This window comes from Nonomuraea sp. NPDC005730 (assembly GCF_040630865.1).
Classification (GTDB): Bacteria; Actinomycetota; Actinomycetes; order Streptosporangiales; family Streptosporangiaceae; genus Nonomuraea.
The window spans coordinates 106304-118947 of sequence record NZ_JBEXYK010000010.1; the positions used below are offsets into that span (position 1 = coordinate 106304).

The 12644-nt window shown below is 72.5% G+C and carries 10 protein-coding genes; 7 read left to right on the forward strand and 3 right to left on the reverse strand.

Annotated elements, in window-relative coordinates; genetic code table 11:
* The first annotated feature begins 58 nt into the window (after positions 1-58).
* The 6 genes from ABZ444_RS15820 to ABZ444_RS15845 all read left to right on the forward strand — a co-directional run bounded on the left by ABZ444_RS15820 (position 59) and on the right by ABZ444_RS15845 (position 8687).
* Positions 59-961, forward strand: a complete 903-nt coding sequence (locus ABZ444_RS15820; protein WP_357996477.1) for a LysR family transcriptional regulator — start codon at positions 59-61, stop codon at positions 959-961.
* Positions 958-1266: an acylphosphatase gene (locus ABZ444_RS15825; protein ID WP_357996480.1), complete on the forward strand. Its 309-nt coding sequence runs from the start codon at positions 958-960 to the stop codon at positions 1264-1266. Before ABZ444_RS15820 ends, ABZ444_RS15825 begins: the two co-directional genes overlap by 4 nt.
* Positions 1267-1456: 190 nt before the next feature.
* Complete coding sequence (locus ABZ444_RS15830; protein ID WP_026214481.1) at positions 1457-1651, forward strand: hypothetical protein; 195 nt, start codon at positions 1457-1459, stop codon at positions 1649-1651.
* Positions 1652-1812: 161 nt separating this feature from the next.
* Positions 1813-5514, forward strand: coding sequence for a chromosome segregation protein SMC (gene smc / locus ABZ444_RS15835; RefSeq protein ID WP_357996483.1), 3702 nt, complete (start codon positions 1813-1815; stop codon positions 5512-5514).
* A gap of 67 nt (positions 5515-5581) precedes the next feature.
* Positions 5582-6757 (forward strand): signal recognition particle-docking protein FtsY, encoded by a 1176-nt coding sequence (gene ftsY, locus ABZ444_RS15840; RefSeq protein ID WP_357996486.1) that lies wholly within the window; start codon positions 5582-5584, stop codon positions 6755-6757.
* Between the two features lie 253 nt (positions 6758-7010).
* Positions 7011-8687, forward strand: a complete 1677-nt coding sequence (locus tag ABZ444_RS15845; protein WP_357996489.1) for a tetratricopeptide repeat protein — start codon at positions 7011-7013, stop codon at positions 8685-8687.
* 21 nt (positions 8688-8708) lie between these two features.
* Here ABZ444_RS15845 and ABZ444_RS15850 read toward each other — a convergent pair whose 3' ends face one another.
* The 3 genes from ABZ444_RS15850 to ABZ444_RS15860 are packed head-to-tail and all read right to left on the reverse strand — an operon-like array spanning position 8709 to position 11568.
* On the reverse strand, positions 8709-9503 hold the full coding sequence (locus ABZ444_RS15850; protein WP_357973038.1) for an ABC transporter ATP-binding protein: 795 nt from the start codon (positions 9501-9503) through the stop codon (positions 8709-8711).
* Positions 9500-10543 (reverse strand): iron chelate uptake ABC transporter family permease subunit, encoded by a 1044-nt coding sequence (locus tag ABZ444_RS15855; RefSeq protein WP_357996492.1) that lies wholly within the window; start codon positions 10541-10543, stop codon positions 9500-9502. The genes ABZ444_RS15850 and ABZ444_RS15855 overlap by 4 nt, the downstream gene beginning before the upstream one ends.
* Positions 10540-11568: an iron ABC transporter permease gene (locus ABZ444_RS15860; RefSeq protein ID WP_357996495.1), complete on the reverse strand. Its 1029-nt coding sequence runs from the start codon at positions 11566-11568 to the stop codon at positions 10540-10542. The genes ABZ444_RS15855 and ABZ444_RS15860 overlap by 4 nt, the downstream gene beginning before the upstream one ends.
* A gap of 97 nt (positions 11569-11665) precedes the next feature.
* On the opposite strand from ABZ444_RS15860, the gene ABZ444_RS15865 reads away from it, so the two are divergent.
* Entirely contained in the window at positions 11666-12637 is a 972-nt protein-coding gene (locus ABZ444_RS15865) for an iron-siderophore ABC transporter substrate-binding protein (RefSeq protein ID WP_357996498.1), read from the forward strand.
* Positions 12638-12644 lie beyond the last annotated feature (7 nt).

A 12644-nucleotide genomic window follows, 5' to 3' on the forward strand; every position in this document is an offset into this window, starting at 1 on the left:
ATGACGAAGCTCGAAGCCTTGCTTTAGGCAGGCTAAGTGATCGCGTCCGGGGAGTGGCATGGAGTTCAGGGAACTGGAGTGCTTCGTCGCGCTGAGCGAGGAGCTGCACTTCGCGCGTACGGCCGAGCGCCTGTATCTGTCGCCCGGCCGGGTGAGCCAGCTCATCGGCTCGCTGGAGACCCGGATCGGCGGCCGCCTGTTCGACCGCACCAGCAGGCGGGTGCGCCTGACGCCGCTCGGCCGGCGCTTCCTGGCCGACCTGCGGCCGGCCTACGACGGCATGGCGGCGGCCGTGTCGCGGGCGACGGCCTCGGCGCGGGAGGTGGCGGGCCTGCTGCGGGTGGGGTTCCTGGCCACGCCGACCGAGATCGTCACCGGCAGCGTGGCGGCGTTCGAGCGGCGGTATCCCGGCTGCATGGTGGAGCTGGTCGAGGTGCCGCTCTCCGACCCGTTCAGCAAGCTGCGCGAGGGGCGGGTGGATCTGACGTTCACGCTGCTGCCGCTCGAGGAGCCGGATCTCGAGGGCGGCGCCGAGCTGAACCACTGCCCGGTCGAGCTGGGGCTGTCGGTACGCCATCCGCTGGCCGCACGCGCCGGCGTCGACGCCGAGGAACTGGCCTCGGTCGCGCTGTTCGGCCTCGACGACCCCGCGCCGCGCCGCTGGCAGGAGCACATCGCCCCCACCCTCACCCCTTCCGGGCGGCCGATCGCGCGGGCCGGCTCGGTGGCCACCACCCAGGAGGGCCTGACGCAGGTCGCGCTGAACCGCGGCGGCATGCTCTTCTGCAAGCCGAGCGCCGACCATCATCGCCGCCCCGACATCGCGTTCGTGCCGGTCGACGGCCTGCCTCCGTCGATCCTGGGGCTGGCCTGGCTGCGCGCCGGACGTACGGCCTCGATCCTGGCCTTCAACGAGTTGGCCATGGAAGTCGTACGGCGGCATGAGACGGTGGCCGCATGACGGATACGAAGAGTAATGGCGACAAAGGTTCGGAAAACGTCCGAGTAACCGCCTGGGTGCGGGGGAGGGTCCAGGGGGTGGGCTTCCGGTGGTGGACGCGCGCGAGGGCGCTGGAGCTCGGCCTGACCGGCTGGGCGCGGAACACCGACGACGGCCGGGTCGAGGTCGTCGCCGAGGGTCCGCAGGAGGCGTGCGTCAAGCTGTTGGAGCTGCTCAAAGGTTGCGACACGCCGGGAAGGGTCGATGGAGTAGTGGAACGATGGAGTGAACCCCGAGGTAGTTTGGGCGGTTTTGTAGAGCGGTAGTCGCTTTTGCTAAACGGCCCAAATAGGGTATAGTTGTATGTCGGGAGTGCCTATCAGTAGGGCGTTGCGGTTGGATCGACTTGACCGCCCACACTGCCGGTGCGACTCTTGTTAAGTACCACGCGCACCCCTCCCGCGGAATAGAAGTGCGCGAACCAGTCTGGTCACTCAGCGTGGAGGACCCTTTACCATGGCGAAGGCTCTACTCGGCCACGTCGGCGGTCCTGACCCTCGAATGGTCTCGGAGATGCGCCGCTTGCAGCAGCGTATCCGGGATCTGGAGGCAGAACTCATCCGACTTCAGGCCACGAATGACGCTCTTGCGGCGCAAACCCGCGACGAAGCGCTCAGTCGCTTGCAGGAGCGCGAGCCGGCACTCACCTGAGAGTGATCGGAGCGCAAGACCCAGGGACGTCTCGAAGAGGCGTCCCTTGTTATTTTCCCTGGTGAAAATGCGCTGGTCATCGACATGCCCACGAGGGGCGGCCGAGACCAGTAGGCTTTTCCGAAGCCCGTTCAGCCGAGGCCGGGGAGGAGGGTCGGCGTTTGTACCTGAAGACCCTCACCCTGCGCGGCTTCAAGTCCTTCGCCTCCGCGACCGCCCTGCGCCTCGAACCCGGCATCACGTGCGTCGTCGGCCCCAACGGCTCGGGCAAGTCCAACGTCGTCGACGCCCTGGCCTGGGTCATGGGCGAGCACAGCGCCAAGTCGCTGCGCGGCGGCAAGATGGAGGACGTCATCTTCGCCGGCACCTCCTCCAGGCCGCCCCTGGGCCGGGCCGAGGTGACGCTGACCATCGACAACTCCGACGGCGCGCTGCCGATCGACTACACCGAGGTCACGATCAGCCGGCTGATGTTCCGGTCGGGGCAGAGCGAATACGCCATCAACGGCGACACCTGCCGCCTGCTCGACATCCAGGAGCTGCTGTCCGACTCGGGCATCGGCCGCGAGATGCACGTCATCGTCGGCCAGGGCCAGCTCGACGCCGTGCTGCACGCCGGGCCCGAAGACCGCCGCGCCTTCATCGAAGAGGCCGCGGGCGTGCTCAAACACCGCAAGCGCAAGGAAAAGGCGCTGCGCAAGCTCGACGCCATGCAGGCCAACCTCACCCGGGTGCAGGACCTCGCCACCGAGCTGCGCCGCCAGCTCAAGCCGCTCGGCCGCCAGGCGGAGATCGCCCGCAAGGCCGCCGTCATCCAGGCCGACCTGCGCGACGCCCGGCTGCGGCTGCTCGCCGACGACCTGGGCATCCTGCGCGCCACGCTCGAACGCGAGGCCGCCGACGAGGCCGCCGTCACCGCCCGGCGCAACCAGGTCGAGGCCGAGCTGGCCGAGGGCCAGCAGCGCGAGGCCGCCCTGGAGGCCGCCGAGGCCGAGACCCAGCCCAGGCTGAGCGCCGCCCAGGAGACCTTCTTCAGGCTCTCCTCCCTGCGCGAGCGCATCACCGGCCTCGAACAGCTCGCCGCCGAACGCCACCGCCACGCCCTCGACGCCGCCGCCATCGAACGCCGCGGCCGCGACCCGGAAGACCTCGAACGCGAGGCGGGCGAGGCGCGCGAGCAGGAACACATCCTGCGGGCCGAGCTCGAACACGCCCAGGAGCTGCTGGCGGAGACCGTCGAGCGGCGGGCCACGGCCGAGGCCGAGCTGGGCGCGGAGGAGCGGCGCCTGGCGATGGCCGCCCGCGCCGCCGCCGACCGCCGCGAGGGCCTGGCCAGGCTGCGCGGCCAGGTCGACTCCGTACGCAGCAGGGCGCGCGCGGCCGAGGAGGAGATCGGCCGGCTGGAGAAGGCCGTGGCCGACGCCGCCGAGCGCGAACGGCAGGCGCTGGCCGACCTGGAGACCGAGCGGGCCGAGGAGCCGGCGGCCGATCCGGCGCTGGCCGAGGAGCTGGCCACCGCGCAGGCCGTGGTCGAGGAGGCCAGGGCCGCCGCCGACGCGGCCCGCGTGGCCGCCGACGAGGCCAAGGCCGGGCTCGGCGGGCCGCGGGCCGCCGTCCAGGCCGCCAAGGCGGGCGTCACCACGGCCCGCGCCGCCGACCAGGAGGCCCAGCGCTCGGTGGCCGCGCTGCAGGCCCGCCGCGACGCCCTGGAGCTGGGCCTGGCCAAGGGCGACGGCGGCGCCGCGCTGCTCGACGCCGACCTGGCCGGGGTGCTGGGCCCGCTGGCCGCCTCGATGCAGGTCACGCCGGGCGCCGAGCTGGCCGTCGCCGCCGTGCTCGGCCCGGTCGCCGAGTCCGTTGCCGTCAAGACGCTCGACACCGCCGTCGAGGCGCTCGGCCTGCTGCGCAGCACCGACGCGGGGCAGGTCACGCTGCTGGTGGCCGAGACCGGGGTTTCGGACACCGCGCATCACTCCCAGGTTGCGCGATCCCGGCCCGCCGCGCCGGAGGGCGGGCGGTGGGCCGCCGATCTGGTCACCGTGCCCGACGAGCTGAGGCCGGCGCTCGACCACGTCCTGGCGAGGGTCGTCGTGGTCGCCGATCTCGAAGCGGCGCGCGAGCTGGTGGGGCGGCGTCCCGAGCTGCGCGTGGTGACCGAGGGCGGCGACGTCCTCGGGGCCCATCTGGCCGGGGGCGGGTCCGCCGGCGGCACCTCCGTCCTGCAGGTGCGGGCGGCGCTCGACGAGGCCGTCCACGACCTGCGGGTGGCCGAGGCCACGGCGGAGGCGACGGCCGAGGCGCTCGACCAGGCGATCGAGGCCGAGCAGGCGGCCCAGACGGCCGTCGAGGCGGCCCAGGCGCACGTCAACGAGGCCCAGAGCGCGGTCACCGCCGCCCAGGCCGGGGTGAGCGCCGCGCAGGGCGTCCTCGACCAGGTCAGGGCCCGCCAGCGGGAGGCCGACCAGCGCAACGCGGCGGCGGCCAGGCGGCTGGCCCAGCTGGAGGCCGCCGCGCACGCCGCGCACGCCGAGGCCGAACGCCTGGCCCGCAGCGTCACCGCGGCCCAGGACTCCCGTACCGAGGGGCTGGAGGAGCTGGCCGAGCTGGAGATCCGGCTGGCCGAGGCCGAATACGCCCAGGAGCTGGAGACCGAGCCCACCACCGACCTGCGCGACGACCTGGCCGCCACGTGCGAGACGGCCCGGCAGCGCGAGATGGACACCCGGCTGCAGGTGCGCACCGCCGAGGAGCGCGTCAAGGGCATCGAGGGCCGCGCCGACGGCCTGCTGCGGGCCGCCCAGCGCGAGCGCCAGGAACGCGCCCAGGCCGCCGCTCAGCGGGCCAGGCGCAGGCGGCAGGCTCTGCTGGCCGAGGCGGTCAGCAAGGGCGCCAGGCAGGTGCTCGGGGCGCTGGCCTCGTCGATCCGGCTCGCCTCCCGCGAGCGCGACGACGCCGACCTCGCCCGCGTCGCCGTCGACGCCGAGCTGAAGCAGGTCCGCGTGCGCGTGCGTGAGCTGGGCCAGGAGCTCGACAAGCTGGTCAACCGGGTCCACGGGAGCGAGGTGGCCCGCACCGAGCAGCGCCTGCGGCTGGAGCAGCTCCAGGAGCGGGCGATGGAGGAGTTCGGCGTCGAGGTCGAGGCGCTGGTCTCCGAGTACGGCCCCGACGTGGCCGTCCCGGGCGACCCGCCGATCCCGTACGTCCGGGAGGAGCAGGAGAAGCGGGCCAGGGCCGCCGAGCGGCAGATGACCCAGCTCGGCAAGGTCAACCCGCTGGCGCTGGAGGAGTTCGCCGCGCTGGAGGAGCGCCACGCCTTCCTGACCTCGCAGCTGGAAGACCTCAAGAAGACCCGGCGCGACCTGCTGATCGTGGTCAAGGAGGTCGACGACCGCGTCGAGCAGATGTTCGCCTCGGCGTACGAGGACGTCGCCCGCGAGTTCGAGCAGATCTTCACCCGGGTCTTCCCCGGCGGCGACGGGCGGCTCGTGCTCACCGACCCCACCGACATGCTCACCACGGGCATCGAGGTCGAGGCCAGGCCGCCGGGCAAGAAGGTCAAGCGGCTGTCCCTGCTGTCGGGCGGCGAGCGCTCGCTGACCGCGGTGGCGTTCCTGATCTCCATCTTCAAGGCGCGCCCCTCGCCCTTCTACGTGATGGACGAGGTCGAGGCCGCCCTCGACGACACCAACACCCAGCGGCTGCTGACCCTGTTCGAGGAGTTGCGGCGCAGTTCCCAGCTCATCGTCATCACCCACAACAAGCGCACGATGGAGATCGCCGACGCCCTCTACGGCGTGTCGATGCGCGGCGACGGCGTGACGCAGGTGGTCAGCCAGCGCCTGCGGGAGCGCGAATCCGCCTGATCCGGCCTGTCATCATCCGTGTGCCTTGGGCATGACCATGCCGGTCGATCTGGAAAACTGACATCTTGTGGATGGTTACCTCGGCGTCATAGTGATCGTGGCCGTCGTCGCCCTGCTGGCGGCCGGCGGCCTCTTCCTGCTGTTCAGGCCGGGTGGCAAGGCGGCGCCGCCCGTGCCGCCGCCCGAGGCGCCGCCGCTTCCCGAGGAGGAGAAGCGGCCCGCCGGCCCGGTCGAGGAGGCCGACGGAGCGGTCACCACGGTGCCGCCGCCGGTCCAGCCGGCCGAGCCGATGGTCATCGCCCCCGAGGTCGAGGTGCCGCCGCCGTCGGCGGGGCGGATGGTGCGGCTGCGCTCGCGCCTGGCGCGCTCGCAGAGCGCGCTCGGCCGCGGCCTGCTGGAGCTGCTGTCCCGCGACCGGCTCGACGACGAGGTCTGGGACGAGATCGAGGAGAGCCTGATCACCGCCGACGTGGGCGTCGCCCCGACCCGCGCGATGGTCGAGGAGCTGCGCACCAAGGTCAAGGTGCTGGGCAGCCGCACGCCCGCGGAGGTCAGGGGCCTGCTGCGCGAGCAGCTTCTCGCCCAGGTCAACCCCGACCTCGACCGCAGCCTGCACGTGCAGAAGCACGGCGAGCGGCCCGCCGTGGTCCTGGTCGTGGGCGTCAACGGCACGGGCAAGACCACCACCACCGGCAAGCTCGCCCGCTCGCTCATCGGCGACGGCAAGAAGGTCGTGCTCGGCGCCGCCGACACCTTCCGCGCGGCGGCGGCCGACCAGCTCCAGACGTGGGGCGAGCGGGTCGGCGCCGAGACCGTGCGCGGGCCGGAGGGCGGCGACCCGGCCTCGGTGGCCTTCGAGGCCACGGCCAAGGGCATCGAGGACAAGGTCGACGTCGTCATCGTCGACACCGCGGGCCGCCTGCACACCAAGACCGGCCTGATGGACGAGCTGGGCAAGGTCAAGCGGGTCATCGAGAAGAAGGCCACGGTCGACGAGGTGCTGCTCGTCCTCGACGCCACCACCGGCCAGAACGGCATGCGCCAGGCCCAGGTGTTCGCCGAGGTGGTCAACATCACGGGCATCGCGCTCACCAAGCTCGACGGCACCGCCAAGGGCGGCATCGTGATCTCCGTGCAGCGCGAGCTGGGCGTGCCGGTCAAGCTCGTGGGGCTCGGCGAGGGGCCGGACGATCTGGCGCCTTTCGACCCGGATGTCTTCGTGGACGCGATCCTGGGCGACTAACGCCGTTTATCGGTCGTGTCCTAATTCATGCCGAAATAGCCCTTACCAGAAAAGTCTTGAGTCGTTAGTTAGCTTTGTGCTGACATGTTCGGGTTATCCGCGATCACGTAAGGGATGCCCATGAAGAAGATCGTCGTCCATCGTCCCGGGACTGTCAGGCCCTCCACGCTCGCCTCACCGCGACACTGCGCTTGACCTGTCTCTGGGTCGGCGTTTCCACGCGGGAACGCCGACCGCTGGGAAGGGGGCGGTCGTGAGGACGATCGCCCTGGACGCCGACCGCCGGGCAGCCGGGCCCTACACGCTGGCCGCCGCGCTGCTCGACCTTCTGGTTCCCGAGGCCCTCGACCGGCGGCCCGACCTGGTCGCCGCCCATGACGTGGAGCTCCGGGTCACGGCGCCCCGGCTGCGGCCGCTCGTGCCGGTGCGCAGGCGCTCGCTCGCCGACGACCTGCCGAGGGCGGAGCGCATCCTCATCCCGGGGGCGCGGCGCAGCCTCAGGATCGCCAACGGGCTGGCCGAGTTCGTCCGCGAGCTGCTGGCGGTCACGGGGCCGGTCACGCTCGTCGTGTCGAACCTGGGCGAGGCCGACCACACCGACCGCGAACTGGTCGAGGTGCTGCGCCGCCGGCTCGACCCGGGGCTGCTGCGCGTCGAGGAGGGCCCGTCGTCGCCCGGTGAGGGCCCGCTGTGCGCCGACTTCGACCGCTACCGCGACGAGGGCTTCCACCATGCGATGGCCGAGTCGGGCACGGAGGCGCTGCGCGGCATGGCGTACGAGGACGACCCCGAAGGGTGGCGGACCCTCGTGCAGCGCGTCGCCGCGGCCCTGGAGGCGGTGGAGCGCGAGGAGGAGGCCCGCGAGCTCTACGACCGGGCCAGGCGCCTCAGCACCGACCCCAAGCACCGGGCCACCATCGCCTACGCCACCGCGATGATCCTGGTACGCCACCACGACCCCGCCCGCCGTGACCCCGGCGAGGCGATGGCGTGGATCAACGAGGCCGTCACGATCACGTCGTTGCTGCCCGATCCCCGCGAACGCGCCTTCCATCTCGGCTTCGACCTCAACGGCAAGGCCCTGGTGGAGCTGCGCTCCGGCCGTCCGGGCGCCGCGCTGCGGCTGGTCGAGCAGGCCATCGCCCTGGCCGACGAGCACCTGGCGGACGAGCACCCGGTCCACCGGCTGGTGCTGCGCGCCAACAGGGCCCAGCTGCTGGCCCAGGCCGGCCGGTACGAGGAGGCGCTGGCCGACTACACGGCGGCGATCGACGCCGATCCCGGCTATCCGGACTACTACCTCGACCGGGGCAACCTGCTGTACAACCTGGGCAGACCGGCCGAGGCCCTGGCCGACTACGAGGCCGTCATCCGGCTCAGCCCGCCCTTCCCCGAGGCGTACTACAACCGCTCGGAGCTGCGGTTCGCGGCCGGCGACCTGGACGGCGCCCGCGCCGACCTCGACCGCACGCTGGAGCTCGACCCCGACTTCGCCCCCGCGTACGTGAACAGGTGCGGCCTGCTCGCCCTCCACGGCGAGTACGACCAGGCCAGGCGGGACGTGCGGCGCGGGCTCGCGCTCCGGCCGCGCGACGCCCACCTGCTCTGCGTGCTCGGCCAGGTGGAGACGGCCCAGGGCCGCCATCCGGAGGCGTACGCGGCCTTCGACACCGCGCTGGAGGTCGACCCCGACCTGGCCGCCGCGTGGGGGAACCGGGCCGTGCTCGCCTTCGAGCGCGGCGACCCCGACGGCGCGCTGGCCGACCTGACCCGCGCGCTGAAGCTGACCGAGACGGCCGAGCTGCTGTTCAACCGGGCGATGGTCCACCGCGAGCTGGGACGGGCGAAGGAGGCCAGGCAGGACCTGCTCAGAGCCGCCGAGCTCGCTCCCGACGATCCGGACGTCAGGCGGGCGCTGGCCGAGGGTTGAGGAGACGGGCGGCCGGTACCGTCAGGCTCGGGGAGCTGCGAGCGGTCCGATCGGCACCACGAGAGGAGTCCCCGCGACCGGATCCTCGATGACCTTCGCGTCCAGCTCGAACACCTCGCGCAGCAGCTCCTCGGTCAGCACCTCGTGCGGGGCGCCGGCGGCCACGACCCGGCCGGCGCGCATGGCCACCAGCCGGTCGGCGTAGCGCGCGGCCAGGTTGAGGTCGTGCAGGACCATGACGACCGTGCGGCCGGCCTGCTCGTGCAGGTGCCGGACGAGCTCCAGCACCTCCACCTGGTGGGCCAGGTCGAGGAACGTGGTGGGCTCGTCGAGCAGCAGCAGGTCGGTGCCCTGGGCCAGGGCCATGGAGATCCACGCCCGCTGCCGCTGGCCGCCCGACAGCTCGTCGAGCGGGCGCTCGGCGAGGTCGGCCAGGCCGGTCATGGTCAGCGCCGCGGCGACGGCCGACTCGTCGTCGGAGGACCACTGCCGGTACCACGTCTGGTGCGGATGCCGGCCCCTGGCGACCAGGTCGGCCACGGTGAGCCCTTCGGGGGCGGAGGGCGCCTGCGGCAGCACGCCGAGGATCTTGGCCACCTCGCGGGTGGGGATGGCGTCGATGCGCTTGCCGTCCAGCAGCACCTGGCCGCCCTGGGGCTTGAGCAGGCGGCCCAGCGCGCGCAGGAGGGTGGACTTGCCGCAGCCGTTCGGGCCGATGATGGTGGTCACCGTGCCCGCCTCGACGCCCAGGTCGAGGCCGTCCACGATGGTCCGGTCGCCGTAGCCGAGCTTGACGCCCGCGGCCTGCAGCCTCATTTGCGTGCCCTCCAGATCAGGTGGATCAGGTACGGAGCGCCCAGCACGGCCGTGACGATGCCGACGGGCAGTTCGATCGGGGAGAAGACGGTCCGGGCGATCAGATCGGCGCCCGCGGTGAGCACGGCCCCGGTGACCGCCGAGCACAGCAGCGGCGGCCGGGCCGAGCGGGTCAGCCGGAGCGCGATCTGCGGCGCGGCCAGGGCCACGAACGCGATCGGCCCGGCCGAGGCCGTGGCCACCGCGGCCAGCAGCACGGCACCCAGGATCAGCAGGGCGCGGGCCGCGTTCACGCGCACGCCGAGGGCGGTGACCACGTCGTCGCCGAAGCGCAGCGCGTCCAGCGAGCGGGTGCCGAGCAGGGTGGCCGGGACGAGCACCGCCAGCGCGAGCGCCACCGGCACGACGTGCTCCCAGCCGCGGCCGTTGAGCGAGCCGCTGATCCAGACCATGGCCCGGCCGGTGTCGTTCACGTCGCCGACGGTCAGCAGCCAGAACTTCACGTTCGTGAACACGGCGGCCACGCCGATGCCGACCAGGACCAGGCGGTAGCCGTCCAGGCCGCGCCGCCAGGCCAGGCCGTAGACGACGGACGCGCCGAGCAGGCCGCCGAGCAGGGCGAGCGCGGGGATGCCCAGGTCGGCCAGCAGGCCGCTGGTGCCGCCGTAGACGCTGCCGCTGGCCACCACGCCGGCCACCACGGTGACCGAGGCGCCGGTGGTGACGCCGAGGATCTCGGGGCTGGCCAGCGGGTTGCGGGCGATGGACTGGATGATCGCGCCGGACAGCGCGAGCGCGGCGCCGACCAGGGCGCCGGTCAGGGCGCGCGGCAGGCGCAGCTCCATGATGACGAAGTGGGCCGGGCTGTTGACGTCGAAGGTGCCCTGGAGCACTTCCGCCAGGCTCATCGGGAGGTCGCCGATGCGCATGTTCAGCGCCATGAGCACGACCAGGAGCGCCAGGCCGGTCACGCCGACGGCGACGGCGCGCAGGCGCAGCCGCCAGGACAGCGTGCCGAGGCGCAGGGGGAGCGCGGTCATAGCCGTACCGGCTTTCTGCGGCGGACCAGGGCGACGAAGAAGGGCGCGCCGATCAACGCGAGGACCACGCCGACCTCCAGCTCGCCCGGAGGGGCGACCACCCGGCCGAGCACGTCGGCGATCAGCAGCAACGCCGCCCCGACCAGCCCCGAGTACGGCAGCAGCCACCGGTGGTCGGTGCCCGACAGCGGCCGGGCCAGGTGCGGCACGATCAGGCCCACGAACGCCAGCGAGCCGCAGGCCGCCACCGCCGCGCCCGACAGCAGGGTGACGGAGGCGACGCCGACCGTCCTGGTCAGGGCGATGTTCTGGCCGAGCGAGCGGGCGACGTCCTCGCCGAGCGACAGGGCGTTCAGGCCCGGGGCGTTGACCAGGGCGAGCAGCAGGCCGGCGAGGATGAACGGCAGCACCTGCCAGACCACGTCCGGGCCCCTGGAGGCGATGGAGCCGGACTGCCAGAAGCGGAAGACGTCCATGGCCTGCTCGTCGAGGAGCACGATGGCCGAGGTCATGGCGTACAGCAGGGCGCTGACCGCGGTGCCGGCCAGGGCCAGGGTGACCGGGGTGGGGCCGCCCCTGCCGCCCGTCATGCCGAGCGCGAACACCGCCACGCTGGCCACCAGCGCGCCCGCCAGGCCGAACCAGATGTAGGCGAGCAGGCTGGAGGCGCCGAGCAGGATGATCGAGGCCACCATGGCGAACGCCGCGCCCTGCGTGACGCCCAGCAGGCCGGGGTCGGCGAGCGGGTTGCGCGTGTGGCCCTGCATGAGGGCGCCCGCGACGCCGAGCGCGATCCCGGCCAGCACTCCGAGCACGGTACGCGGCACGCGCAGCGAGCGGATGATGATGTCGTTCTCGCTGCCCGTGGGCGCGGTCAGAGCCTGCCAGGCGTCGCCCGGCGGTACGGACTTCGAGCCGACCGTGATGCTCAGCACCACCCCGGCCGCGACGGCGGCGAGGAGGAGGAGCAGGAGGACGAGCCGCCGGCGCCGGATGCCGTGGAGGCGGGGCGCGAGCGCGGTCACCAGTTTCCTCCCCTTGTTTGCCCGATCGTGGTGAAGTATGCCAGGTTAGGCAGGGCTAACCTAATTTAGGTTCGCCTTACTTCGAGAAAGGGTTCCGATGAGAGCGTGGCGGGTGCTGACCGGTGTACTGCTGGTGGCGGGGGTGGCCGCGTGCGGCTCGACGGAGCCAGCGGCCAAGCCGTCGGCCGACCCGGCCGCCAGGACGATCGAGCACGCGATGGGCTCGACCAAGATCTCGGGTCAGCCCAAGCGGGTCGTCGCGCTCGACCAGAGCTTCGTGGACGCGGTGCTCACGCTGGAGACCCCCGTGATCGGCTACACCACCTACCGGTCGATCGACACCAAGCTGCCCGACTACCTCGGCCCGCTCGTCGCCCAGTACGGCAAGGAGGCGACCCCGGTCGGCACGCTGGAGCAGCCCAGCCTGGAGAAGATCGCCGCGCTCAAGCCCGACCTGATCGTGTCGGCCAAGGTCCGGCACGAGGCCCTGTACGACAAGCTGTCGAAGATCGCGCCGACGGTCTTCAGCGAGACGACCGGCGCCATCTGGAAGGAGAACCTGCGGCTCATGGGCCGCGCCCTGGGCAAGGAGGACCTGGCCGACTCCCGGATCAAGGCGTTCGAGGAGCGCGCCGGCACGATCGGGGCCGCGATCAAGGAGAAGCAGGGCGGGAAGCTGCCGACCGTCTCGATCGTGCGCTTCGCCGGTGAGCCCACCGTCCGGCTCTACGTCGAGAAGTCCTACTCCGGGGTGGTGCTGAAGGACGTCGGCTTCACCCGCCCCGAGGGCCAGCCGACCAAGGACGACGCCATCGCCGTGGACGTCAGCCAGGAGCGCATCGCCGACCTCGACGCCGACCACATCTTCGTCGCCACCTACCCGGACCCGGCCAGCGACGGCCCCAAGGAGAAGTTCGTCGGCAACCCGCTGTGGGGCCGGCTCAAGGGGGACAAGCACGAGGTCAGCGACCTGACCTGGATGAGCGCCGTGGGCATCCAGGGCGCCCAGGCCATCCTGGACGACCTGGCCAAGACCTTCTCGGTCGACCCGGCCAAGGCCGCCTCCTAGGCCCAGG